Source organism: Nitrospirota bacterium (genome assembly GCA_040757595.1).
GTDB lineage: Bacteria > Nitrospirota > Nitrospiria > Nitrospirales > Nitrospiraceae > JBFLWP01.
This window is the reverse complement of the sequence record JBFLWP010000023.1, coordinates 17,722-42,369: the sequence shown is the minus strand read 5'-3', so window position 1 is coordinate 42,369 and position 24,648 is coordinate 17,722. Positions and strand designations below refer to the sequence as shown.

The following is a 24,648-nucleotide window of genomic DNA, read 5'->3' as shown; positions in this document are numbered from 1 at the left end:
GCATGGCCTTTCATGGAAGACATTTTATCCGATTGAGTCAGAAAGGTCAAATTGAACTGATTCTTCAAGGCGACTCCGGCGAGGAGGACGGGCTCCCGCAACGGGACCAGACTCGAAGGAGGACAGCAACTTTCTTCTCAAACCCAGTCCACAGTAGAGGGGCCCGCGGTATCAGGCAAGAACCGGTTTTGCTGGCCGGCGGCCGCCACGTCGGGCTGCGGACTTCCTAGGCCAGCCGCTCCGTCGAACGTTCTTCAGAAGCCGGGCGGATCGGAAGCGCGCGCGGTCGACCGGTTCCACCTTCAACCGGAGTCCGAGCGCCTGCAACACGCGCGAGAGGCTGGCCAGCTCCGGGTTGCCTTTTGCGGACAGCATCCGATACAGGTTCTCTCGATTCAAACCCGTCGCCTGAGCCAGTCTCCCCATGCCGCCGTAGGCATCCGCGACATCCTTCAAAGCCAGAAGGAAGACCCGTGGATCGTCATCCTCCATCGCGGCCTCAAGATACAGCTTGGCCTCCTGGGGATCGGCAGCCAGCCGTTCTTTCAGCCAGGGCTCATAGGGTTGGCTGGCTGGGACCTTGGTCTTGTGGGGACCCCGCATTTTGATCGCGGTGCTCATGGTGATCTCTCCTGGTAGTCGCGCCAGTACGACTTGGCTTTTTCAATATCGGCCGCCTGGGAGTGTTTCTCGCCCCCGCAGAGCAGCAGAATGACAGCCCGGCCCGCAAACGCGAAGTAGACGCGATAGCCCGGCCCGGTATCGATCCGAAATTCGTACACCCCGTCGCCTACGGACTTGTAATCTCCAAGAAGCCCCAGGCGAACACGAGCCAACCGACGGTGAATGGTGGCCCGGGCGTGTTTATCGCGCAGGCTATCCACCCATAGAGCAAAGGGAGCCTTGCCACTCTCTGTCACGTAAAACTCAAGGGTCCTAGGCCCCGGCTCCATACAGGCAGCATTATAGCTTATATGCTACACCACTGGCAACTACAATTTGTGGTCGTCGTGCTGAGGAAGCAACGGCTCGAACCCAGGTAGGGTCTTCGTGAGCGGCCTGCAGAAGTGCAGGAAGAAGGAGCCTATGAAGCTTGAATCCGCCGCATTAACAGACAGGGATCGGCTGAAACAGCTTTCGCAATGAGGACAAACTCGATGACATCCAGGCGTCTCTCCCGAGGTATAACCAAAAGGTGATCATCAAACATCTGGCACCGGTTTCGTGAGGGCATTGAGGAGTAATTGAAAGAGGTCCTCGTGCCGATGATTGTACCGGAATTGCATTTCATACAAGTACAAGGGGAATTTCTGGGGCGAGACGCCATGGTGCTTGAGCCGCTTCCCCTTCGCGTAACTCCAGAAGCCTTCAAGGCCGTTGATATGGACTTTGCCCCGTGTGAACCGTGTGCTGTGGTTGACCGCAAGACGGCGATACCCGCAGAATGTGAGCGTATCATAGCCGCGAACTTTATCCGTGTATACCAACGTGCCGCGCTTGACGATCTTGACCGTCTCCTGCAGGAGTGTCTGGGCCGTGACATTCGGCACCACGGTGACCGAGCCCCGTCCACGCCGCTCCAGGATGCCAAAGACGGACACGTTGCCGGCGGCGCCGCGCCCACGGCGGCCCTTGCGTCGTCCGCCGAAGTACGATTCGTCGGCCTCGACCTCCCCCCGCAACAACTCAGGATATTCTTGCGCGATCAGCGCCCGGCGGATCGTGGTGAAGATGCCGAGCGCCGTCGGGTAACTCACCCCGGTCTGGATCGCCGCCTGTCGGGCCGTGACTTCCAGTTCAAACAACTTGACCAGCCACAGCCAGGTCGTCAGCGGAATCCGCGCCTGTCCGACCCAGGTCCCGGTCAAGATGCCGAAGGTGTAGCGGCAGCGTCCACACCGAATGCGTCCACGGCTCAACCGATAGACGGTGCGGCTCGCACACGCGTGACAAATGAGCCGCCCGTTTTTGTACCGCTTCCGCCGCAGGACTCGGAGGGCCGCGGCCTCGCTCCGAATCAGGGCTTCAAAGGCTCGAACGCGCATGGCACCAGCCTAATTCTGGTGCCAGATGCTTTACAATCACCTATCTCGACGAGCCTCGCGCATCCAGGACAGGGAGAGGAGATGGTGCAAGCAGACAACCCCGTGGTGCTCGTGGCGGACGATGATCCGGCCATGCGACAGGTAATCGGCGACGCGCTCAAGGGGCTCGCCAGCCGGTTCCTCGAAGCCCACAGCGGGGACGAGGCCTTGCGGTGGTGCGGGAATCGCCGCCGGCCCTGATTATCACGGATTTGAAGATGCTCGGCGGGAGTTTCGCGTACTTGGAATGGCTTTGCACGATGATCCCACACCGGCCGATCCTCTTGGTGACCGCCTGCAGCGATTGGACGACCAGAACTAGTGCGGCCCGGTATGGGGTCACGGCGTTCCTTAACAAGCCGGTTCGCCTCGCGACGCTACAGGACGTCGTCCAACGCGTCTTGAAGGGCCAGCCGCTTCCGCCTGGTCTGTCCAGTGGAGCGGCGACGTGTCCTGGCACGGAACGCTTCCCCTGACGGTCACGCGCGGGCGCGACGCCCGGTCCCCGCGGTGGGGATGGAGACGCTACGCGGGCAAGGGACTCGGTGACGAGGCTGGCGTGACCACGTCCCATCGCCTGGTTCGCTCCATTGTGTCCCGTTGGTGTGCGTTGGTGGATCCGAGCGGGACACTGGCCTGCCTCGTGTTGACAGAGGTTTGAGCGATGTGCGAGAAGGTACGGCCACATTGATGATCCTCCGCTCCGTCGATACACGCATAGGAGGTCTCGCCCCCACTCTTCCCCGGGACCGTCATCGGTGGTCTGGCGTGACCCTCCCCGTGATCCTCCTCGTCTGCTTTACCGTCGGGGTCGCGTTGGGGCTCTATGTGCTGGCCGCAGTCCGGGCCGCGCTGGTGCGTGACTGGGGGACGGCCTTGGCCGGTCGCGCGGTCAGCACCGCCGAGGCCCTAGACCGGTTCCTGTTCGAACGGGTGGGCGACATCCAGCTCTTGGCCGAGCATCCGGCGTTGCACGCCGGCACGTCGGCTGAGCAAGCGACGGCCTTGCGGCTCGCGCGCGACGCCTACGGGTACTACGCCTGGATCGACCTCGCCGATGCCACTGGGCGGGTTCGGGCCTCCACCGATTCGAGCCGACTGGACCGGGATGCGAGCCAGGAAGCCTGGTTTGTCGCGGGACGGCGATCCGTGCCCGCTCCGGTGGTCGAAGGCCCCTCGCTGGCTCCGGGGAGTGGGCAGCCGGGGACCCTTTCGTTTTCCGCCCCCATCCGTGGACCACATGGGGAGATCCGCGGGGTGGTGAGCAGCCGGATCTCGCTGGACGTTCTGCGCCGCTTCCTGGACCAGGTGAGTCGGCTGGCCGCGGAAGCGGGGCATCCCTATGACTGGGTGCTTCTGGATCGTCAGGGCACGGTGATCACGGAGCGGACCCCTCAATCAGGAGGCCCGGTGAACCTGCTGGAAGAGGGGCTCCCCTCCGCCAGGCTAGCCGCGGAGGCGCGAGCGGGACAGTCCGGCTTTGTGGAGGAATTGCATGTCCGCCGCCGGGTCCCGGTCGTGACCGGCTATGCCCGGACGCACGGCTATGGCCGCTTCCTTGGCTTGGACTGGACCGTCCTGGCGCGGCTGGACCGCGCGGCCGTCTACGCGCCGATCGACCGCCTCATCTGGCGGGTGGGCGGCATCGGCCTGCTCGTGGTGGCGCCGCTGACCGGCTTCGGGGTGTGGGCGGTGCGGTGGTTGGTGCGGGAAGAGCGGGCGCTGCACGAGACCAGCCAGGCCTTAACGGCGTCCGTGCGTGTCAGCGAGGAACGGGCCGCCGCGCTGCAGACCTTGATCGAGACGGCGCGGACGCTCACGGCCGAGCCCAACTTGGAACGCCTGCTGTCGCAGATCACGGAGGCGGCCCGGAACCTGACGGGGGCGCGGTATGCCGCCCTCGCATTGCCCCAGTCCGGCGATCCCCGACTCCCCCCGTTCATCGTCTCCGGGATGGATGACGCCACCCAGCGGGCGATTGGCGGGCTCCCCACGGGCCGGGGGCTGTTGGGAGCCCTCCCACCCGACGGCTCCGTCCTGCGTCTGACGGATCTCACGCATCATCCGGCGTCGGTGGGGTTCCCACCCCATCACCCGCCCATGCGGTCCTTCCTGGGGGTCGTGATCCGGGCCCATGGCCAGCCCTTTGGACAGCTCTACCTCACGGAGAAACAGGGGACGGAGGAGTTCACCGAGACCGACGCGCAGGTGATCGCGGCGCTGGCGGCCCAGGCTGGCGTCGTGATCGAGAATGTCCGGCTGCTGGACGAGGTGCGCCAGGCCGAAGCGCAGCACCGGGCGGCCCAGGCGCAACTGGCGAACGTGCTGGACCATTCGCCGGACCTCATCATCTTCACCGATCGAGAGGGACGGATCACCCGGTTCAACCGGGGGGCGGAGCAGGTGCTGGGCTATGCGGCAGCCGAGGTGCTTGGCACGCCGATCGCGGACCTGTATGGGGACCCCCAGGAGCGGCAGGCGGTCCTGGCCGAGTTGGAGGCAACGGGCCATGTCGTCGGCCGGGAGGTCCGGCTCCGCGCCAAGGACGGCCGTCCGGTGACGATCAGCCTGACCCTCTCGCCCCACCGGGATCCTGAGGGTCGGCCGCTGGGCACCGTCGGCCTCAGCAAGGACATCACGGCCGCCAAACGATTGGAGGCCGCCCTCCGGACGAGCAACGCGGAACTGGAGAGCTTCGTCTATGCCGTTTCGCATGATCTCCAGACGCCCCTACGGGGCATCCACGGCTTTGCCGAGCTGCTCCTCAAGCGGACAGCGGGACGGCTGGATGAGCGAGAGCGGCATTATCTCGCCCGCATCCAGTCCGGCAGCAGGCGAATGGCGAATCTGATCAACGATCTCCTGGAATACTCCCGGATCGAGCGGATCACCCATCCCTTCGAGATGGTCCGCATGGAGCAGGTGGTCGGCCAGGTCCGGGCGGAGCTCGGCGAATCGCTGCAGAGGCACGGGGCCGAGCTGCGCTACGAAGGGACGCTGCCGGACGTCTGGGGCGATCGGGTCCGCTTGGCGCAGGTCTGGCAGAACCTGCTGACGAACGCGATCAAGTACGTGAGACCCGGGGAGCCGCCGCGGATCACCGTGGGCGGCCGCGCGGAGGACGGGACGGCCACCTTCTGGGTCCGGGACCAGGGGATCGGCATTCCCTCGCGCTTTCATGACCAGATCTTCCAGTTATTCCGCCGACTCCACCTGCCGGAGCAGTATGAAGGCACGGGGATCGGCCTGGCCATCGCGAAGCGGATCGTGGACTTTCATCGGGGCCGGATCTGGGTGGAGTCGGTCGAGGGCCAGGGCAGCACCTTCTTCTTCACGATTCCTCGCGTGCCTGAAGGAGGCGAGCCCGCCGATCGCGCACAGGACGATTCCAGCTCATCAGGTCCATGACCCTCCTGCAGTCCTTGGACGCAACAACCGACCGACGGGGCGAGAAGGAGCACTGTGACAATGGAATCCGTGGACATTCTCCTGGTCGAAGACAACCAAGACGACATCGAACTGACCCAAGAAGCGTTGAGCGCCGGGAAGGTGGTCAATCAGTTGACCGTGATCCGGGATGGGGAGGCTGCCATACGATATCTCTTCGGCGCAGGCCCGACCCCGACGCCGCCGGCCAGACTGCCCGGCCTGATCCTGCTGGACCTCCGGCTGCCCCTCGTGGACGGCATCCAGGTCCTCCAGCGGATCAAGCAGGAACCCATTTTGCGGCGCATTCCGGTCGTGGTGCTCACGACCTCCAAGCGGGACGAGGACATCGTCCGTTCCTACGACCTGGGGGTGAACTCCTATATCCAGAAGCCCGTCCTGTTCGAAAAGTTCATTGAGACGATCAAGACGCTAGAACTCTACTGGGTGCTCACCAACACCCCGCCGGTCCTGAACGGGCGCGGCGGCGGCCCGGGTGCGTAACCGCCCGTCACGTCGGAGCCCCGAGCGCAGACGCACGACCAGGCCACCACGAGACGGTGCAATGACTGAGACGCACGGCGAACGAGTGCTGATCGTGGACGATCAGCCGGATGACATCGAGCTCGCGACCCTCGCCCTGTCGGAAGAATGCCCAGGGTGTGCCATTGAAGTCGCCCGCTCGGCAGAAGAGGGGCTGGCCAAGGTCGCGCGCCTGGACGTGACGTTGATCCTGTTGGATAACAAGCTCCCCGGGCAGAGCGGGTTGGAGGCGCTCCCAGAGTTCAGGCAACTGGCCCCTGACGCCGGCCTCATCATGCTGACCGGCCACGGCGACGAGCATGTGGCGGTGCAGGCGATGCGGGCCGGCGCCGACTACTACCTGGCCAAGTCCCGCAATCTCCTCCTGGAAGTCCCCCTGGTGGTCCGGGAGGTGCTGGACAAGCGCCACCTGCGCTTCCTGCTGGCGCGCACGGAGGACCGCTACCGCCGCCTCATCGAGAACATGACCGATATCGTCTATGAGCTGGATGAGGCGGGCTGTTTCCGCTACATCAGCGCGGCCGTGACCTCCATCCTCGGGTACCAGCCCGAGGAGGTCCTCGGGACGCACTACTCCCGATTCTTTCACCCGGAGGACTTTCCCCGTTGCGGTCGCCAGTTTCATGAGCGGCGGACCGGGATCCGGGCGACCCGCCGTCTGGATGTCCGACTCCTGACCAAGGCCGGCACCGCCCGGGATTTCGAAGTCAGTGCCGCCGGAGTCTACGATCGCCAGCGCCGCTTCCACGCCACCGCCGGCATCGCCCGGGACTGTACGGCCCGCAAGCAGACGGACCGGGACCTCGCGCACACGCTGTCGCTCCTTCGCGCGACGCTGGAAGCGGCCACGGATGGGATCCTCGTGCTCGATCATCGCGGGATGATCGAGAACGGGAATCGGAGATTCTTCGAGATGTGGTCCATTCCCGAGCCCGTGCTGGCAACCGGGGACGGGACCCGCGTGCTGGAGCTGGTGGCCGCGCACTTGCAGGACCAGGGGGACTTTCTTGCGCAGGCGCAGCACCTCGCCTCCCATCCCGAGGCCGAGAGCCGGACGGTCTGGACCGTGAAGGACGGGAGAACCGTGGAAGTGGCCGCGCTCGTCCGGCGCCTGGGCCCTCAGGCGGTCGGGCGGGTCTGGAGCATGCGTGACATCACCCAGCAACGACAGGCCGAGCAAAGCCTCGCGCGCTCGCGCGATTTTGTCTGGCATCTCTTCGACGACTTTCCCACGCCGATCTGGCGATCAGGGGTCGATGCCCGGTGCGATTACTTCAACACGAGCTGGTTGGCCTTCACTGGTCGGGCCTTGGAGCAGGAGCTCGGCGACGGCTGGGCCGAAGGCGTCCATCCGGAGGACGAACGTCGGTGCCGCGCCACGTACCAGGAGGCCTTCCAGGCGCGCCGGCCCTTTGAAATGGAATACCGCCTGCGCCGGTACGATGGCACCTATCGGTGGCTCCTGGACGTGGGGCGTCCCTACCATGATCTCGACGGCCGGTTTGCCGGATACATCGGGTCCTGTTACGACATCACCGACCGAGTCCGCACCGAGCAGGCGCTGCAGGCCAAAACCGACCAGGTCCAGGCGGTCAGCGACGCCATGACGAAGTTCTTAGAGGATGGAGATTGGCGGGCCGCCAGCCTGCGGTTCTTACGGGCGGCGATGAGGCTGACCCGCAGCGAATCCGGGTTTGTGGGAATTGTTGCGGATGGGCCGGTGCTGCGCATCCTCGCCCACGAAGGCATCGGGTGGGACCGGGAGGTCAACCGCGCATTCTACGAGCAGGCGTTACGCACCTATCAGACCGTGGGCTACCTGGAGTTCACGACGCTCGACAATTTGTTCGGTCGGGTCATCACCACCGGGACGACGGTCCTGTCAAACGCCCCGCAGCAGGATCCCCGGGCGAAAGGACTCCCCGCTGGGCATCCGCCCCTCCACGCCTTTCTCGGCGTGCCCATCCTGCACGGACCGGAGGTGGTCGGCATGATCGGCGTCGCGAATCGGCCGGGCGGGTACACGGAGGCGGAGCAAGCCACCCTGGAGTTTCTGACGCAGGCGGCCGGGGTCCTCCTCGATAGTGATCGTCGTCGGCAACGTGAAGCCGCCCTTCATGCCCAGCTGTGGCAGGCGCAGAAACTGGAGGCCATCGGCCGGCTGGCAGGCGGCATCGCCCACGATTTCAACAACCTGCTGACGGTCATCAACGGATACAGTGCGGCCCTGGTGCGGCAGCTCGGGGCGGACCATCCGCTGCGCCGTTTGCCACTGGAAATCCAGAAAGCCGGGGACCGGGCGGCCGCGCTAACCCATCAATTGCTGGCGTTCGGCCGAAGGCAGGTGCTGGAACCCCGGGTGCTGAGTCTCAACGACTGCGTGACGGCCATGAGCACGATGCTCCAGCGGCTCATCGGGGAGCACATCCACTTGGCAAACGTGCGCGACCCCGGGCTCGGATGCGTGCAGGCCGACCAGGCCCAGATCGAGCAGGTCATCATGAACCTGGTCCTCAACGCCCGCGACGCCATGCCGGATGGTGGGACGCTGACGATCACCACGGCGAACGTCGAGCTGGACACCGGCCAGGCCAAATCTCTCGGTGAGGTCCCACCCGGCCCCTATGTGTCGCTGGCGGTCACCGACACGGGCCACGGCATGGACGCCGAGACCCAGGCCCGCATTTTCGAGCCGTTCTTTACTACGAAGGCACAGGGACAGGGAACGGGACTCGGGCTGGCGAGCGTCTACGGGATCGTGACGCAGAGCGGGGGCGCCATTACCGTGCACAGCGCGCCAGGGCAGGGCACGACCTTCACGGTCTACCTGCCACGGGTCTCAGGCCAGCCAGACCGAATCGCGCCGTCAGAACGCCCCGGGGAACCCGTTGCAGGCTCTGAGACCGTCCTCTTGGTCGAGGACGAGGATGCTGTCCGAGAGCTCTTAGGGGAGGCGCTGAAGAGTGCGGGCTACCGGGTGCTCGAAGCCCGCCATGGCGACGAGGCGCTGGCCATCAGCGCCCGCCATGAGGCGCCGATCCACCTCTTGCTCACCGATGTGGTCATGCCGGGGATGAGCGGTCGTGAGCTGGCCCATCGTCTGACCCCGCAGCGACCGGACATGAAGGTGCTCTATATGTCCGGATACACGAGTGATGCGATCGCGCGTCATGGGGTGTTGGAACCCGGCATTGCCCTGATCCAGAAGCCCTTCACGCCGGCCGCCCTCACGGCCAAGATCCGTGAGGTGCTCAATCGGTAAGATGGTCTCGCGCAGGGCAGACCACGTCTTGGAGAGGACCATGGGAGCGCAGATTCAGACGATGGATCTTCGAATAGGCTCCAACGTCTTCCGCAACACGAACGGGATCCTGAAAGTACGAGGCAAAGAGCAACTCGTGCTGGAACTCGATGCCTCGCCCGCTCGGCTGTGGCTGACGATGGACCTCTATACCGCCAAGGGCGCCCAGATCGCCCATCTCCGACGCAATGCCTGGGTCCTCAATGAAAAGGATCGCTTCGCCGTGAGCGTGCGGCCGCCAGAAGACTTCCTCCTCCAAGAACCGGCCAGACTCACCATCACGGATAGCACCACCCAGGAAGTCGTGCTTGACGTGGTCCGCGTGGACCGCACCAGCGTGCATATTCTGAGCGGTCAGTTCCATGCCCATACCGGACAGCCGGTCGTGATCACCCCGCATGTCTGCCGGTTGATCGGCAGACTCACCCTCTTTGGTCATGTCCTGGACACGCACGGAGACGCGGCCGCGATCGGATAGATGCGTGAACGGTGACGCCTAAGCACGGGGAGATATAACCAAAAGATGTGATGTTATGAAGGTGCGCGCCTCCCTCACGCAGGTGGTATCCTGCGTTGGGGAATCAACCGCGGCGACGCTGCAGGAGGGAGGCGCAGCATGCAGTATATCGCGTTCGACTCGCATAAGCATTACACGCTGGCGTCTGTGGAACCAGCGACTGGTGGGCCCGCCCGAGAGGCGCGCGTCCCCCCACGAACGGGGCGCACTGCAGGAGTTTTTGCAAGGGTGTGACCGGGGTTCTCCGGTTGCCGTGGAGACGATCGGGAGTTGGTATTGGAGTGTGGAGGAGATTGAGGCGGCGGGGATGGTACCGCAGCTGGTGCACGCGCGCAAGGCGAAGCTGATGATGGGGATGTTCAACAAAACGGACAAGCTGGACGCACGCGGGCTCAATCGGCTCCAGCGCACCGGCACCCTGCCGACCGTCTGGATCCCCCCGGGGGCGTTGCGCGACCAGCGCGACCTGCCGCGGACGCGGATGGTGTTGGTGCGGCAGCGGACGCAGTTGAAGAATCGGATGCACGCGACGCTGGCCAAGTATGCGGTGAGCGTCCCTGACGGGCGCGGGGGCTCCAGCCCTGGCGCTGTACGGTGGCCGATGGCCATCTCGGGATCTGGGCGGCCCTGGCCGAACAACAACCCACGGCGGTCGAGCAGCGCTGTTGGAACCACCGGATCCTCAACGTGCTGGACGCTCTGCCCAAGACACTCCATGGGGAGGCGAAGGCCTTGCTCAGGGCCATGCCGTATGCCGAGACGCAGGCTGCGTGCGAGCGGCGCCGGGCCCAGTTCAGCCAGCGGATTCCGACCGCTGGCGCCTAAAGCCGTCGCGCGGCTAGGCCATGACTGGGAGCGGCTCGTCACGTTTTATCCGTTCCCGCGGGAGCACTGGCGGCATCTGCGCACGACGAACGTGGTCGAGTCGCCGTTTGCGGCGGTCCGGCTGCGGACCACCGCGGCCAAGCGGGACAAACGGGTCGAGTCCGCCACGGCGTTGATCTGGAAGCTGCTCCAAGTCGCCGAACAGTCCTTCCGACGGCTCAATGCGCCGGAGCTCCTGCCGCTGGTCCACGTCGGCGTCCGATTCGTCAATGGCGTGCAGCAACCGGCCACGCCGAAGGAGGTCGCCGCCTGATTCCATTTCCACACCTCTTGACAAGACCTCGGGGGAGTATCAAATTCCCCGAAAGCGATGAAGACGATGACCCTCACAAGCAAGGTATCCCTCAGCGCTCTCATCAGCGGTAGCCTACTGTTGCCTTTGAGCGGCTGTGTGACGCCCAGGCCAACCGGCGCGCAGTTGGTCGCGGCTGTCACAGACGGAAATATCGAGCGCGTGCGCACGTTGCTAGATCACGGGGCGGATGTCGAGGCAGATGATGGGTATGGCCGTAAACCCTTGAATGTGGCGAGTCGTCAAGGCCAAACAGACATAGTGCGGCTTCTGTTGGACCACGGGGCAAAGGTCAATGAGAGGCGCTCGAGCACGGGGGACTCCGGTCCTCCGCCGCTGTGCGATGCAACGAGTGCGGGTCATGTGGAAGTGGTCAGACTCTTGCTTGACAGGGGGGCTCAAATACGAGGTGAGTCGGTGTGCGGAAATATAAATACTGAGGTGATGAGCCTATTGCTTGACCGGGGTCTCAATGCGAATCAAAGGGACGCGTTTGGCTCGACGTTGTTAATGGAAGCATCGAGAAGCGGGAACCTTGAGGTTGCGAAAGTCTTGCTGAACCGCGGCGCAGATGTAAACCTGAAAGATAGTCAAGCGGGTATCGGAGGAGGTTGGACACCGTTGCACGCGGCTGCCGCGGCCGGGCATCTTGATGTGGCCGCTCTCTTACTGGAGCGCGGTGCTAATGTGAAGGCCAAGAATAACGGTGCGAGAACTCCCTTGCACCTTGCGGTGTATTACGGCAAGGTGCGTGTGGTGGCGCTTCTGCTCGAACACGGAGCGGATCCCCTTGAATCGGACCGTGAGGCAAAGACTCCGCTGATGGTGGCGCAGGAGGGGGGCAACACCACGCTCATTCGGATTCTCCAGCAGGCAGAGGCTGCATATTTAGCAGGAGTAAAGTCTCCTGCAGTTGGTATCGAAGGCGTCACCCCACCGTCCCGGCCGACGGGTTCCCTCAGTGATGTAGATCGGCTCCCGCCTGCGAAGGCCGTAATGAGACCACACGTCTATGCCGTGGTCATAGGCATCGAGCAGTACCGCGAGAAGCTTCCCAAGGCGGACTTCGCCGACCGTGACGCCAGGTTAATGGGTGACTATCTGGTAAAGGTGTTGGGTTATCCGGAGGAGAATGTCGTCGTCCGGCTCAACGAGAAGGCGGCCAAGACCGATCTGGAAAAGTATTTCGAGGAGTGGCTGCGGAACAACGTGGAGAAAGACGGGTCGGTCTTTGTCTACTACTCCGGACATGGGGCGCCCAACCCCAGGACCGGCGACGCCTACTTGGTGCCCTACGACGGGGACCCTAACTTTGTGGACTCAACCGGCTTTCCCCTCAAGCGGCTCTACGCGGCGCTGGACAAGCTGCCGGCCAAAGACATCACGGTAGTGCTGGACTCCTGCTTCTCCGGAGCCGGAGGGCGTTCGGTGCTTGCCAAGGGCTCCCGGCCCATGGTCATTTCCGTTGAGAACCCGGTGCTAGCCGCCGGCAAGGTCGTCGTCTTGGCGGCGAGCTCCGGCTCCCAGATCTCTAACACCTATCTGGAGCAGGGGCATGGGCTGCTTACCTATTTTTTGCTCAAGGGTCTGCAGGGTGAGGGCGATCTGGACAAGGATGGCGCAATCGAGCTTGCGGAGCTGTTCGAATATGTGAAGCCGAACGTGCAGCGGGTGGCGCGAAGGCAATACAACATGGAGCAGACGCCGCAGCTGCTGGCAAGCCCTGATCTGCTCAAGAAAGGCGGTGGGCGCCTCCTTGAGCGCGGAAGTCCGTGAAGTTCTTGCAGACCAGCGTAGGCGAAACTGGACGGCTTCAAGACCGGGAGGAGGCGAGCCGATAGGTGAGGTCAGGAAGTCGCTCTCGCGAATGCGAACGATGCCATACGCCTCTGGATTGACACCGCGAAGGAGTTCGGCCATCCGGTCCCTGAACCGAAGGGACATCGGTTGATGCTCGCGTAAGCTGCGAACCGTTGTTGGTCGGGGCCCCTGCCGGTTTCTCCTCCGCATCGATTTCCCCCCGTCGCGGTGCTGAGTGCGTCCTTCCCGGATGGTGCCTCCAGCGTCTGACGGAGCGCCAGGTTGAACCCCGGTGCCCCGATTCCTCTCATCGCATCATAGATGGCCTGATATCACGTCCAACGATTGATGACCGGTTCCCTCGGTCTTCTCTGCTTCTCCCGTTCGGTTCCCGGAAGGTCCGCAAAGAAAGCCTGCGGGTGAACGCCGAATTCGCGGCCATCGAGCGGGCCCCTGATGCCTGACGCGCCCCGTTCTCATCGTCCAAGCCCAGGCGCTCCTGGACGCGGGCCATCCCTCGACGCTGGTGGTCCCGCTCACGACCAACCTCACTGGCGATGCCGAGCCTGGCCGGGGCGCTATTTCTTCGTCGTCGTTCACGCCGGCGGAACGCGGGCGCATCCTGGGGGGAGGCAGGGGGGGCGAAGACTCCCCCTCGCGGACTCGTGTGTCGTGAACGGTGTTGCTTTTCTGACCCTTTTGCTGTACAGGTAAAGGTACACTAGAGGAGGGACAGAGACCGTGGTGAAAGAAATCCCCATCACTGAAGCTCGACACGAGTTAACGTCGCTGCCGAAACGGCTGGCGAAGGCACCCGCCACGGTTGCCGTTACGCGGCGAGGGAAGCCGGTTCTGGCGATTCTGCCCTGGGCCCTCTACGAATCCCTTGTTGAGACCTTGGACATTCTGGAGGACGAGGATCTGATGGCCGCGCTGCGGCAAGGGGTGGCCGAAGCCGAAGCTGGGAAGAGCATTCCTTGGGAGGACGCGAAGCGTGAGCTGAAACTGTGAGCTATCGGATCGAGGTCACTCCCTCGGCCCTTGCCATGCTCAGGGCGGTGCCGGACCGCCGTATCCAGGAAAAGCTTCGAGAGAGCATTGATCGGTTGGTCGAGGAACCGGATAAACAGGGCAAGGCCCTCACGGGCGATTTGATCCGGTATCGAAGCCTCCGCGCGGTCGGACAGCGCTACCGGGTTGTCTATCAGATCCACGCAGAGACGAACACGGTTGAAGTGCTCGCGATGGGCATCCGAAAGGAAGGGAGCAAGAAAGACATTTACACCTTAGCGAAAAAACTGCTCCGCCTTCGCTCCCTCCTTCGGTAACTCAGCAATACCGCGTCCCGCCTCTCATTTACGTGGATTTTTGGTGACGGTTTTGTGACGGTTCGGTGACGGTTTTGGGGGCGGGGGAGGAGCAAGCTGTTTTGCCCTAGCAAACTTAGCTGAGGTCTACAAAGCTCGGAATCGTTCGTTAGCCTTCGAAGGTCTGGAAAATACAAGAAGTGGCAACCCACACGATTTCCGGAAGAGCCATTTCTTCGTCGTCGTTCACGCCGGCGGAACGCGGGCGCGTGCAAGGGAATTGAAGATTCCATCACGAGGGATACGCTTGCTTGACAGTGCTGACGCCGGGCTGTAGTGGGCCGTCCGGGGGGGGGTGTGGCCCGATTCCTGTTGAAATTGGCTTCTCCCCGCGTCTCCCTCTGAATCATGACCTCCGTATTTGCCTTCTACGAGGCGATCGGCATGCGGCCTGATCTGCGCTATCCCCCTCACGCGGCCACCGTCGTCGCCAAGGCCGCCGGGATCGCCGCCACCTCGCGCCCCCCATCGAGGCGCCGCAGCCGAATTTGCCCCGTGAGCAACAGGCCATAGAAGAGCCCCTCCGCGGTCTGGGCTGTCGGCAGGGCCCCTTGGGTTTTGACCCGGCGGCGGAATTCTTCATTCAGCCGCTCGATGGCGTTGGTGCTGCAACTTCAAAACCTCGCTTTGAGCGTCGCATCCGCAGCTATGTCTTGAGCTGAAAGCCTCTATATTTCAAAGCGTTCGGCACCTAACGGGCCGTTCTCGTCCATGCAGAATGCCTCCTGGCGTACCCGAGAATCGGCGAACCCGATCACTCTCTCCCACACCGCTGCCAGCGAATCAAATAATTTTCAACAGAATCTCAAAGAGACAAATTTTGTCACTTAAACGGTCGTAATACAGGAGTAGACAGTGTTGATGCCGTAGACTCCATTGAGAGTCGAATTTCACCCCCCCCCGCGATCCCTTTCGTGCCTTCGTTGATCGGTGACCGGTCCTCGATCCGTCTCGCTTAGCCGTTCCCGTCTTTCACCTGGCATCCTTTCGTTCAGTCTTTGTCCTCGGCGCTTCTCGCTCTCCCGTTCCACGCGCTGACTGTTCCATTTCGTCCGATGACTCATCATCGTCATTTACCATTTCACGACAAAGGAGGATTTCTATGCAAACCCGCTATTTCACAAGAGAACAGGATTTGCTGTCTCCCTCGGCTCTGGCGTCGTTCGCGAAGGAATATCTCGGGGAATACTGGCCGAAGCACTCCAGCCCGGCCCCCGAAGTTACGGTTCGGCAGCTGAGCTCCATGACGGAGCAGGAACTCATTCCGCTGCTGCCCGCCCTCCTTCCGAATCTGTAAGCGCATCGCTCATCCACGCGCCCGTCGTTTCCTATTCTGACATCGCCACCGTTGTTTTCACGCACGTACGTTCACGCAACGTTCCCTACAACCAAGGAGAATGCCCATGGCTATGCGGTGCTCTGCGCGAGAGAAGGCTGCCATTCACACGTACGCCACCGATCGCCGGCATCAGAAGAAGGTGCGGCGTCGGCTCATCGATCTGATGGAGGAATACCCCGAGAAAGTCCGGTGCTGGTTGGAGAGCTATCCGAAGCATGAGTTTCGGGATATCGCGCTCCGCTATCAGCGCCAGGCCGCGCGTAACGCCGGCTGACTTCTCGCAGGCGGTTCCTCTGTTTGTCCCCTCATCCTGTCACACACATCCTGGAGGACACCATGAAACCCTACGTCACGGCGATAATCTTCACCGTCGTCATGCTGGCAACGGCCGTCTACGTGATCACCGACTACGTGAACAGCCCGACCCTGGCCGAAACGATCACGGCGCAAGTGGGCAAGATGACCGAGGCCACGGGCTATTAACCATCACTGCCATCACTGCACACAACCGGACGTCCGGTCGGACGATCCAAGGAGGACCCCATGGTACGTTTCATGTTGATTGGCCTGCTGCTGCTGACAGGCATGTATCTCGGCAATCTGGTGGTCAGCGACTTCCAGAAGTTGATGGAGAAGAGGGTTGCCACCATCGAGACGATCCCCATGCCGTAACACACTCGCTCACACACCGGAAGGAGTTCGCCATGATGACCCTGTGTTGGATGGGCAATCGGATGACGGTGGGGGCGGCGGATCGGAAGCCGCTCGCCCGGATCTTCAGGCGGTTCAAGTGGGTGCGACGCCGGAGCTTCATGCCGGCCAGCGTGTCTCAGATGGTCAACTTGCTCTCCCTGGAGCGACGCCGGCACTAGCGGCGATCCAGCGATACGAGATCCCCCAGGTGATGCAGCCAACTGGTGGCTCCTGGGGGATTTCTTTTAATGGAGCCGAACCATGCAACTGCTGCTGTTTCCTGATCCTGCGTGCATGTCGCAGGACGTATCTATTCAAGAACCCCGCCAAGACCCCTGTGCGCAGGACACGCGCTGTCCCCGCTGTCAGGGTTTCATGGTCGATATCCTTGGGTTGCGCGACTACATTTCGGATGCCTCCGCAGTGTTTGATGCGGAGGACGGATGGGGCGCGGCCAAGAAGTGTGTCAATTGCGGGGAGGTCCTGGACCCGGTCATCATTCGGAACCGGGCCAAATCACTCCTGCGGTTGACCCGGGCGAGCCTCGCAAGGGCGTAATATCATCCTGTATGGCTGAGCCCCCAAAACCGACCATCTCCTACCAGATCGCGTACCGGAATCACGACAACCGGTTGAACGGGTGTGCGGTGCCGAACCTTGACCCGATCCGACGGGCCCAAGCCACGGACAAATGGGTCCGCCTCCCGAACCAGGAGCGGATCCGTCCGAGCTGGATCGTCAGCATCGCCCTCTGCGAGAACGACCGTCCGATTCGGGCCTGGCTGGTCAAGCAGTACGGCCTCGACGACACCATCGCTGTGTCCGACAAGACCCCGCCACCGGCGTTCAGCTGGCTGCGCGAGTGGTCTCGGGTCGCGGAGATGGTCCAGGACATCCCCTCCAGCGATCCACGGTTTCCGGCCGTGTTGAAACGGCTGGATGACCTGGATCTCGCCTACCAGGCCGGGCATCCGTCACGCTTCCTCGCGGTGAGGGACCGCCTGAGCCACGACCTTCAATCAGCCTGACTGCCCCTCAACTCGGAGGCATGTGTGATGTTGTGCGACTTCTGTTCCAGCAGTCTGCCTGTCTTTGCGTACCCCTGCCGGAGTTTCTATCTGGACGGCGTGCCGGTCGGCTCGGAGGGTGCCTGGGCCGCTTGCGAGACATGCGCTCGGCTGATCGACACGGACAACCGCGAGCAATTGGCTGAGCGGTCCGCCACGCTGGCGAATCGCAGCCTGTCACTCGGATACCTCCCCCTCGATATCCGACACGAGGAGATCGTCGCGATAATGCAACGACTCCACGAGAAGTTTTTCGCGCTTCGGACTGGCGAGAAACGGCCCTGCGCCCTCAACTGAAGGCCACGTTGGCCTTCCACCCCTCATGACCCATGCTGCACGAAAGGACAATGCTGTGGGATTACGCTTACTTCTCACCGTCTGGCTGGTACTCCTGGCAGCGATGATTGCCGTGCGTCCGCTTCATCGATCGGCCCCGTCCATCTCGGTTGCTCGTTAGGCGCCGACCGCGTCCACGACACGCCGTAATATCGCAATGAAGCCTGGAAAGGAGGCCAGAGATGCAGCCGACTGACACGCAACCGACCTTAACGCCCCAGGCCCTGGATGTCCTCCGGGAACGCTATCTCGCGAAGGATCCGGAGACGGGGGCCATCATCGAAACGCCGGAGGACCTGTTTCGCCGGGTCGCCCGGTGCATCGCCGAGTCCGAGCGGCTCTACGGCGTCGGTGAGCCGGGGATCGCGGCCGTCACGGAAGAGTTCTATCGGATGATGGCGGAGAACCGCTTCATGCCGAATACGCCGACCCTTAGCAATGCGGGGCGGCCAGGGGCCATGCAACAGTATTCCGCCTGCTTCGTCATCCCGGTCCCGGATGACATGCGGGGAATCGGGGAGGCCATCACGGCAGCCCTGCTGATCCACAAGTCTGGAGGAGGCACCGGGTACTCGTTCAGCTGTCTCCGTCCCAAAGGCGACCGTGTCCGGTCGTCCGGAGGGGTGGCCTCCGGGCCGGTGTCGTTCATGAAAATCATCGACCAAGCCACGGAGCAGGTGCGGCAAGGGGGCACCAGGAGGGGCGCCAACATGGGCATCCTCTCGTGCGATCACCCGGACATCCTGGAGTTCGTACGCTGCAAGTCGGAGGACGGCCAGATCCGCAACTTCAACATTTCGGTGGCGGTCACCGACGACTTCATGCGGGCGGTCGAGAACGACACGGATTGGCCGCTGGTCAATCCGCACTCCGGCCAGGTGGTCAAGCGCATCCAGGCTCGTGCGCTCTGGAACGTGCTCGTGGAGCACGCCTGGAAAAACGGCGAGCCTGGGCTGTTCTTTATCGATCACGCGAACGCCCACAATCCGCTTCCGCGGCTGGGGCGGATCGAGGCGACCAATCCGTGCATCACCGCGGACGCGCTGGTGTATACGGCCAACGGCCTCCAGCGTGTCGGAGACTTGGTGGCCAGCGGCCAGCCTGTCGATGCGGTGGTGGAAGGGCTGGACTGTTGCTCGCCTGCCACGCCCATGTTCAAGACGGCGAGCCAGCAGCCGGTTTTCCGGCTCGAAACGGTCGAGGGGTACACGCTCCGGCTCACGAGGGACCATAAGATCAAGACGCAACGCGGTATGGTCCCGGCCGAGGAGCTGATCCCGGGCGACACGATTCGGCTCTTGTCCCAGGGAGGCGCCTTCGGAGCGGACGGTTCCCGAGACATGGGCTTGGTGCTCGGATGGATCGTCGGGGACGGCTTTCTCACCAGCACCGACGCCTGCCTCGATTTCCACGGCGACAAGGCGGAGCTTGCGCCTATGTTTGCGGAGGCGGTGCAGCGGTTGGTTCCGGATGGAGATGGGAGACGCAAGCACGATCCCGTCTCAGCGATCTCCGTTCCGACCTTGGCAACGCATCAGGTGTCTTCGACGCGCCTGCGGAAGGTCGTAGAGGAACATGGGCTCACGGAGCAGAACAAGCTCACGGTTCCAAAGGCGGTGCTCGCTGGCTCGGCTGAGATGCAGCAGGGCTTTCTCCAAGCCTTGTTCACGGCTGACGGGACAGTGATCGGTGCGCCCAACAAGGGCGTCTCGGTCAGGTTATGCTCGATCAGCCTGCCGCTGCTTCAGGACGTTCAGCGGCTCCTGCTGAACTGGGGGATTGCCTCGGCAATCTACCAGAACCGTAGGCTTGACGATATGCGTCTTTTGCCAGACGGGCACGGTGGGCGCACGCTGTATCAGACGCGGCCGTATCACGATTTGGTGATCTCGAAGTCCAATGTGGAACGATTCGCAGAGCGGCTGGGCTTCCTCCTTCCTAAGAAGCAACAGCGGCTCGTGGATCTGCTCGGGAAGTATGACGGAGGGCCATATCGGGAGACGTTCTGGGTGCGATTCAAAGCCCTAGTGCCCGATGGGGTCGAAGACGTGTACTGCCTGACGGAGCCCATCACCCATACCTTTGTGGCAAACGGGATGGTCATTGCGAATTGCGGCGAAAAACCGCTGCATCCCTGGGATGCCTGCACGCTCGGCCACGTGAACTTGGAGCGGCATCTGGTCCGCCATCCCGAAACCGGCCGGATGGACTTGGACTGGAGCCGGCTCAAAGACACGGTGCAGCTCGGCGTGCGATTCCTGGATAACGTGGTGGATGCGAACCGTCATCCCTTGCCGGAGATCAACGAACGGACCAGACAGACCAGACAGATCGGGTTGGGCGTCATGGGACTCGCCCGGGTCCTCATCGCCAAGGAGATCCCCTACGACTCGGAAGCCGCCCTGACCGAGGTGGACCGGATCATGGGACGGATCAAGCAGTGGGCGTGGGAATGCTCCACCGCCCTGGCGATGGTCCGGGGGGTCTACCCGGCCTGGACCGGGAGTCTACACGAGACCACGAGCTCGAAGGTTCGGAACAGCTTCGTGCTGACGATCGCCCCCACTGGGACGACCAGCATGATTGCCCACACGAGTTCCGGTATCGAGCCGGAATACTCTCTGATCTGGTTCAAGCGGGTCATGGACGGGAAGAAAATTCCCTATGTCTGTGAGCCGTTTGAGCGAGTCGCCAGGGCGGAAGGCTGGTGGTCGAACGATCTGCTGGAGCAGATCCAGGCCAACCACGGATCCTGCCGAGGGCTGGCCGCGGTGCCTGAGAAATGGCAACGGATCTTTGCCACGGCGCACGATATCGCGCCGGAATGGCACGTCCGTATGCAGGCCACCGTGCAGCAGCACGTGGACTCGGCGGTGAGCAAAACCATCAACATGGCTTACACGGCCACGGTGGAGGATGTCTCCAAGGCCTACACGCTGGCCTGGAAACTGGGCTGCAAGGGCATCACGGTCTACCGGGATGGTTCCCGGAAAGATCAGGTGCTCAACGTCGGACAAGCCAAGTCGGCCGACCCGGCCAAGGCCAACGGGAACGGCCACGGGCATCCTACCGGATCGCCGGGCTCAGTGACTGCCTCGTCGTCGTCCGCGCCTCCCGTGCAGACCAAGGACGCGCTCCCGGCGGTCTTGGACGCGAAGCGCATCCGCGTCGAGAGTCCGGACGGGCCGATCTACGTCCACATTTCGTACCTGGACGGAAACCCGGTCGAAATCTTTACGACAACGTCCGAGGAAGCCAAGCACGAGGAGATTTACGAGGCCTTCTCGCGGATCTTCTCCACCGCCCTGAAGCACGGCGTTCCGTTGGAGAAGCTGCTCAAGCAGTTGGACGGAGCCAACAAGAAGTTCGGCTCGGTCAGCACGATTCCGGCGGCCATTCTCCGGGCGTTCCGGATGACGCAGACCGAGAGCTCCGCCAAGACGGCGTGCCCCAAATGCGCGGGCGTCCTGGTGTTCCAGGAGGGCTGTCTCAAATGCGTCTCCTGTACCTGGAGCAAGTGCGAATAGGGATCGTCCCCGTGATTCCGCGCCACATGGCTGCTGTCTCGAAAGGGACAGCAGCCATGTGCGATGAGAACCCCGAATGAGCGAAGGAGCATCGAACATGAACATTGTCATCGAAGTGAAGCATGGGATGGTTCAGGCCGTCTACGCGGACGATCCGGCTCGAACCTCCGTGCATCTGGTGGATTGGGACAACATCCGGATGGGAGAGGAAACCTCACGGCTTCTCGATTCGAAGCCGCTTTCGGCCATGCCGAAGGACACCTGGGGGCGGATACAGAACGGTATCACCGGCCCATCGGGACCGAATTCGAAACCCGCATCGGAGGTAACCATGCAGGCATTTCACATCGCCCGTACGGACGACTGCAACGAGACCATCACCTTCCACGTCGAGCTCAAAGGCAAGAGGGGCGCCGCCCGCCAGGCCGCCATCGCCGCCGCGGCCCTCGAGGCAGCCGGCTGGGACGGTCCCTATGACGGGGCCGGGATGGACGCGGACTGGGAGGACCAGGAATGACCCGGGCCAGTACCTATCAGAAGACCGAACGGAATCAGGAGCGGGCCAAGCGGGTGGCGGGCACGCTGACCTACTACAAAGAACACGAGCTTCGCGAGGGCGGTCCGGTCTTTGGGGAGGACGAGCTGCAGGACCTCCTGACCGACATGATGCACTACGCCGCGCAACACAAGGTGAACTGGCAGGCCCTCCACGAGATGGCGCATCTCAACTACCAGTTCGAATCGCAAGGCCTCGATGGCGCCGATCGCTGAGGCGGCACGCATACGTCATGCGTGACCTCGGCGAGGCTCAGCTCGTTCGCAAGCTGGCCCGCTACGGGTGGAAACCCGCGGCAGGGCCATTTGCCGGGTTGTCCTGGGTCCATGAACAGACACCCCGCGCGCACACACCCGGCGTCGTGAGTCCGAACGGTAAGATCCGCTGCCGGGATACGCTCGCCAAGCTTCTCCACATCTGCGACCGAACGGAGGATGCCTGACGCATGTACCAGATCCCTCAGTACCAGCTTAGGCTGGTCCGAGATCCTTCCGTGGATGACACCACGATCGCCGAACGTGTGAAGACTTCGGAGGACTTTCATCGGCTGATGGCCGGACACTTCTCGGGTCTCGATCGGGAGCACATGAAGATCGTGGCGATCAACGCCAAAAATGAGATCATCGGGATGCACACGGTTGCAATCGGCACCCTGACTCGAAGTTTGGTGCATCCCCGGGAAGTCTGGAAGGCCGCGCTCCTGATGAATCCCGCTGGGATCATCCTGGCCCACAATCATCCAAGCGGTGATCCGACGCCGAGCAAGGAGGACCTGGCCCTGACCGCGCGGATGGTCGCGTGCGGCCAACTCCTCGGGGTCCAGATCATGGATCACATCGTGTTCGTGGAACGAGGGTATTGGAGTATGGCGGACCACGGCCAACTGCCGGAGCTGCCAAGCGGTGGCGACCAGGCGATTCTTCAGTACGAAGCCCTCGAAGAACTGCATCTCCTGGTCGAACGCCACTTTGCCCGATTCGAAGAGAAGCTGGACCAGGATCAGCCGATCGCCGGCAGGGAAGCCAAGGAGGCCATAACCTGGTTCTGGCGTCAGTACGGCCCGATTCGGGAGGAACTGAAAGCATGGGAGCCGGAAAACGCGCCCGCGTGATCTCGCTCCGCCGTCTTGCCTACCAACGCCGGCTTGGGCATGCCAGGCGGTTTATGAAGCTTCGCGTGGTCGTGGCAGGGAGAGCCCTCTCCTGCGGCCCATGCCTCGTGGAATCGTCGTGAAGGACATCTCGCGTCAAAAGCCCCGGGTCCTCCATGGATCCGGGGCTTTTTTTCTGCCTCCAACCTAAAAACCGGCCCGGCCGGCCGTAATATCTCAATAGAAGTTGTGTCTCTGCCGTAGGTGTGCCTTCGGGCATTTCCGAATTGACCGTGCTGCTGCCTTGTTTTTTTCGCAAGACCCATCTTTTCGCCTGAAATCCCGCTCAGTTAGGAGTTTGTCTTTAAGCAGGGGCAAGCAACCTCCATTGAGAGACCGACCCGTCCAATCGGAAAAACAATCGCAGAAACGACAACGTAGGTGTTGACATCCCCCTTGCCGAGGAGAAGGAGTTTCTGTTTCAGGGCCGAATCCGCGGCTGATTCAACAGGGAAGAGTATCGCCAGTTGCTCGCGATGGTGGTCCCGACCCTGTAGCCATTAGAACCTCACGTACACCACCAGCACAAAGGAGGCCAGCGTATGCCTGATTACTTCGTTGAGTGGGAAATGGACATCGACGACGCCCAATCGCCCCGGGAGGCCGCGCAGCAGGCCTGGGAAGCGATGCGCCGTCCGGACAGCTCGGCCAACGTCTTTACGGTGCATGACAAAGAGAGCGGTGCGGTCTATCACGTGGACCTAGACTGGGAAGAGATGAGGCAGGCGCAGTCCACGGCGTCCAGTGCTCCTCGGTGAAACGGAAGCCAAGGACGATGCGTGAAGCCACCGTGAATCTCTGGGATTGCCACGCCCAGGGGATCATCGTCGCGGTCACGACCAACGGCGCAGTCACCCGCGCCGGCGTGGCCGTCATGGGGAAAGGCTGCGCCAAGGAGGCGGCAGCACGGTTTCCAGCCTTACCGGTCCGCCTGGGGCTGCGGCTCCGGACAGAGGGCAATCGCCTCTACTGGTGGCCAGACTACCGACTGGTGACGTTTCCGACGAAGCACGATTGGCGAGACCGGACCGCTGATCTCGCCCTGATCCAGCGCTCCGCGTCTGCCCTGCGCGACCTGATCGACGCGAACGGGTGGAGCACGGTGGCAGTCCCACGCCCAGGCTGTGGAGCGGGATTGTTGCATTGGGAGGTGGAGGTGCGACCAATCCTGCAGGAAATGTGGGATGACCGGGTCCTCGTCGTGCATCGTCAGGAAATCTGAGACGGAGGAGCAAATGAACATGCGACAGAAACGGAGACTGGTGCGGCTCGACGAACGGAAGGAGCCGACCTGTCGGCGAGCGGACTGCGACAGATCGGACAACCCGACCCACTGGGTGGACGTGGAACCGGCGCCGGAACTGCTGACGTTGCTCAGCGTGGCGCGCCAAACTGCGAAAGACTGGAAGGGCCTGCCAGGTGGCGGCATCAACACCGCGCAGCTGGCGCGGTCCCTCGATGCCCTGTGCAAACAGGTGGATCTGGTGGATACCGCCAGCCAAGACTGATCTCCATGACCGACGCCATTGCCTACAGATCTCACACTCAGGTCCCGATCATGCGGCAACGGGAGGTGGTCGCCCGTGTTCCGTCTGGCGCCTGAGGATCGCGCTTGGCAGCAGTATGAGGTGGCCACATGCGGAATAAGAGCCTCGCGGTCTCAACTGAACAGTTATCGGTACGATACGCGCTCAGCAAGCTCCATCATCCGGACTTTCCGGACATGACCCGCGGAGAGTATCTTGCGCTTCGCCGGATGGTTCGG

General features: G+C 62.7%; 27 protein-coding genes and 5 pseudogenes. 27 read left to right on the top strand and 5 right to left on the bottom strand.

Going from position 1 to position 24,648, the window contains the following annotated elements; genetic code table 11:
- Positions 1–171 precede the first annotated feature (171 nt).
- The 4 genes and pseudogenes from AB1411_16105 to AB1411_16090 form a co-directional block, all read right to left on the bottom strand.
- On the bottom strand, positions 172–621 hold the full coding sequence (locus AB1411_16105) for an addiction module antidote protein (protein MEW6545114.1): 450 nt from the start codon (positions 619–621) through the stop codon (positions 172–174).
- Entirely contained in the window at positions 618–953 is a 336-nt protein-coding gene (locus tag AB1411_16100; protein MEW6545113.1) for a type II toxin-antitoxin system RelE/ParE family toxin, read from the bottom strand. Before AB1411_16100 ends, AB1411_16105 begins: the two co-directional genes overlap by 4 nt.
- A gap of 249 nt (positions 954–1,202) precedes the next feature.
- Complete coding sequence (locus tag AB1411_16095) at positions 1,203–1,868, bottom strand: IS1595 family transposase (GenBank protein MEW6545112.1); 666 nt, start codon at positions 1,866–1,868, stop codon at positions 1,203–1,205.
- A gap of 21 nt (positions 1,869–1,889) precedes the next feature.
- Positions 1,890–2,045, bottom strand: a pseudogene (locus AB1411_16090) (transposase).
- A gap of 81 nt (positions 2,046–2,126) precedes the next feature.
- Between AB1411_16090 and AB1411_16085 the strand changes: the two are divergent.
- From AB1411_16085 to AB1411_16025, 13 genes and pseudogenes are all read left to right on the top strand, one after another.
- A complete protein-coding gene (locus AB1411_16085; protein ID MEW6545111.1) occupies positions 2,127–2,285 on the top strand; it encodes a hypothetical protein in 159 nt (52 codons plus the stop codon).
- Positions 2,286–2,302: 17 nt separating this feature from the next.
- Positions 2,303–2,560: a response regulator gene (locus AB1411_16080; GenBank protein ID MEW6545110.1), complete on the top strand. Its 258-nt coding sequence runs from the start codon at positions 2,303–2,305 to the stop codon at positions 2,558–2,560.
- Between the two features lie 292 nt (positions 2,561–2,852).
- Entirely contained in the window at positions 2,853–5,492 is a 2,640-nt protein-coding gene (locus AB1411_16075) for an ATP-binding protein (protein ID MEW6545109.1), read from the top strand.
- A gap of 60 nt (positions 5,493–5,552) precedes the next feature.
- Positions 5,553–6,014, top strand: a complete 462-nt coding sequence (locus AB1411_16070; GenBank protein MEW6545108.1) for a response regulator — start codon at positions 5,553–5,555, stop codon at positions 6,012–6,014.
- 61 nt (positions 6,015–6,075) lie between these two features.
- Positions 6,076–9,315: a PAS domain S-box protein gene (locus AB1411_16065; protein MEW6545107.1), complete on the top strand. Its 3,240-nt coding sequence runs from the start codon at positions 6,076–6,078 to the stop codon at positions 9,313–9,315.
- Positions 9,316–9,355: 40 nt separating this feature from the next.
- Positions 9,356–9,832, top strand: coding sequence for a hypothetical protein (locus AB1411_16060; GenBank protein MEW6545106.1), 477 nt, complete (start codon positions 9,356–9,358; stop codon positions 9,830–9,832).
- Positions 9,833–9,887: 55 nt separating this feature from the next.
- Positions 9,888–10,403: pseudogene (locus tag AB1411_16055) on the top strand (transposase).
- Positions 10,404–10,447: 44 nt separating this feature from the next.
- A pseudogene (locus AB1411_16050) lies at positions 10,448–10,696 on the top strand (transposase).
- Entirely contained in the window at positions 10,587–11,009 is a 423-nt protein-coding gene (locus AB1411_16045; GenBank protein MEW6545105.1) for a transposase, read from the top strand. Before AB1411_16050 ends, AB1411_16045 begins: the two are co-directional and overlap by 110 nt.
- A 57-nt stretch (positions 11,010–11,066) precedes the next feature.
- Positions 11,067–12,824: an ankyrin repeat domain-containing protein gene (locus tag AB1411_16040; GenBank protein ID MEW6545104.1), complete on the top strand. Its 1,758-nt coding sequence runs from the start codon at positions 11,067–11,069 to the stop codon at positions 12,822–12,824.
- A gap of 75 nt (positions 12,825–12,899) precedes the next feature.
- Positions 12,900–13,010, top strand: a pseudogene (locus tag AB1411_16035) (type II toxin-antitoxin system HicB family antitoxin).
- A gap of 579 nt (positions 13,011–13,589) precedes the next feature.
- On the top strand, positions 13,590–13,859 hold the full coding sequence (locus AB1411_16030; GenBank protein MEW6545103.1) for a type II toxin-antitoxin system Phd/YefM family antitoxin: 270 nt from the start codon (positions 13,590–13,592) through the stop codon (positions 13,857–13,859).
- Positions 13,856–14,176, top strand: coding sequence for a type II toxin-antitoxin system RelE/ParE family toxin (locus AB1411_16025; GenBank protein ID MEW6545102.1), 321 nt, complete (start codon positions 13,856–13,858; stop codon positions 14,174–14,176). Before AB1411_16030 ends, AB1411_16025 begins: the two co-directional genes overlap by 4 nt.
- A gap of 449 nt (positions 14,177–14,625) precedes the next feature.
- Here AB1411_16025 and AB1411_16020 read toward each other — a convergent pair.
- Positions 14,626–14,820: pseudogene (locus tag AB1411_16020) on the bottom strand (transposase).
- A gap of 497 nt (positions 14,821–15,317) precedes the next feature.
- Between AB1411_16020 and AB1411_16015 the strand changes: the two are divergent.
- The 14 genes from AB1411_16015 to AB1411_15950 all read left to right on the top strand — a co-directional run bounded on the left by AB1411_16015 (position 15,318) and on the right by AB1411_15950 (position 24,391).
- Positions 15,318–15,512 carry a hypothetical protein gene (locus AB1411_16015; protein MEW6545101.1) on the top strand — a complete coding sequence of 65 codons (195 nt, stop codon included), beginning with the start codon at positions 15,318–15,320 and terminating at the stop codon, positions 15,510–15,512.
- Positions 15,513–15,618: 106 nt separating this feature from the next.
- Positions 15,619–15,828, top strand: coding sequence for a hypothetical protein (locus AB1411_16010; GenBank protein ID MEW6545100.1), 210 nt, complete (start codon positions 15,619–15,621; stop codon positions 15,826–15,828).
- A 62-nt stretch (positions 15,829–15,890) separates the two neighbouring features.
- A complete protein-coding gene (locus AB1411_16005; GenBank protein MEW6545099.1) occupies positions 15,891–16,037 on the top strand; it encodes a hypothetical protein in 147 nt (48 codons plus the stop codon).
- A gap of 60 nt (positions 16,038–16,097) precedes the next feature.
- Positions 16,098–16,226, top strand: coding sequence for a hypothetical protein (locus AB1411_16000; protein MEW6545098.1), 129 nt, complete (start codon positions 16,098–16,100; stop codon positions 16,224–16,226).
- A gap of 32 nt (positions 16,227–16,258) precedes the next feature.
- Positions 16,259–16,426, top strand: coding sequence for a hypothetical protein (locus AB1411_15995; GenBank protein ID MEW6545097.1), 168 nt, complete (start codon positions 16,259–16,261; stop codon positions 16,424–16,426).
- 82 nt (positions 16,427–16,508) lie between these two features.
- On the top strand, positions 16,509–16,805 hold the full coding sequence (locus AB1411_15990) for a hypothetical protein (GenBank protein MEW6545096.1): 297 nt from the start codon (positions 16,509–16,511) through the stop codon (positions 16,803–16,805).
- An 11-nt stretch (positions 16,806–16,816) separates the two neighbouring features.
- Positions 16,817–17,275 carry a hypothetical protein gene (locus AB1411_15985; protein ID MEW6545095.1) on the top strand — a complete coding sequence of 153 codons (459 nt, stop codon included), beginning with the start codon at positions 16,817–16,819 and terminating at the stop codon, positions 17,273–17,275.
- A 557-nt stretch (positions 17,276–17,832) separates the two neighbouring features.
- Positions 17,833–21,177 carry a ribonucleotide reductase N-terminal alpha domain-containing protein gene (locus AB1411_15980; protein ID MEW6545094.1) on the top strand — a complete coding sequence of 1,115 codons (3,345 nt, stop codon included), beginning with the start codon at positions 17,833–17,835 and terminating at the stop codon, positions 21,175–21,177.
- A gap of 97 nt (positions 21,178–21,274) precedes the next feature.
- Positions 21,275–21,694, top strand: a complete 420-nt coding sequence (locus AB1411_15975) for a hypothetical protein (protein ID MEW6545093.1) — start codon at positions 21,275–21,277, stop codon at positions 21,692–21,694.
- The gene (locus AB1411_15970) at positions 21,691–21,948 is read left to right on the top strand and encodes a hypothetical protein (protein ID MEW6545092.1); all 258 of its coding nucleotides are present in this window, start codon (positions 21,691–21,693) and stop codon (positions 21,946–21,948) included. Before AB1411_15975 ends, AB1411_15970 begins: the two co-directional genes overlap by 4 nt.
- Positions 21,949–22,178: 230 nt before the next feature.
- Positions 22,179–22,844, top strand: coding sequence for a JAB domain-containing protein (locus tag AB1411_15965; protein MEW6545091.1), 666 nt, complete (start codon positions 22,179–22,181; stop codon positions 22,842–22,844).
- 581 nt (positions 22,845–23,425) lie between these two features.
- A complete protein-coding gene (locus tag AB1411_15960; GenBank protein MEW6545090.1) occupies positions 23,426–23,641 on the top strand; it encodes a hypothetical protein in 216 nt (71 codons plus the stop codon).
- A gap of 17 nt (positions 23,642–23,658) precedes the next feature.
- Positions 23,659–24,105: an ADP-ribose-binding protein gene (locus AB1411_15955; protein ID MEW6545089.1), complete on the top strand. Its 447-nt coding sequence runs from the start codon at positions 23,659–23,661 to the stop codon at positions 24,103–24,105.
- A gap of 19 nt (positions 24,106–24,124) precedes the next feature.
- Positions 24,125–24,391, top strand: a complete 267-nt coding sequence (locus AB1411_15950) for a hypothetical protein (protein MEW6545088.1) — start codon at positions 24,125–24,127, stop codon at positions 24,389–24,391.
- Positions 24,392–24,648: the final 257 nt, after the last annotated feature.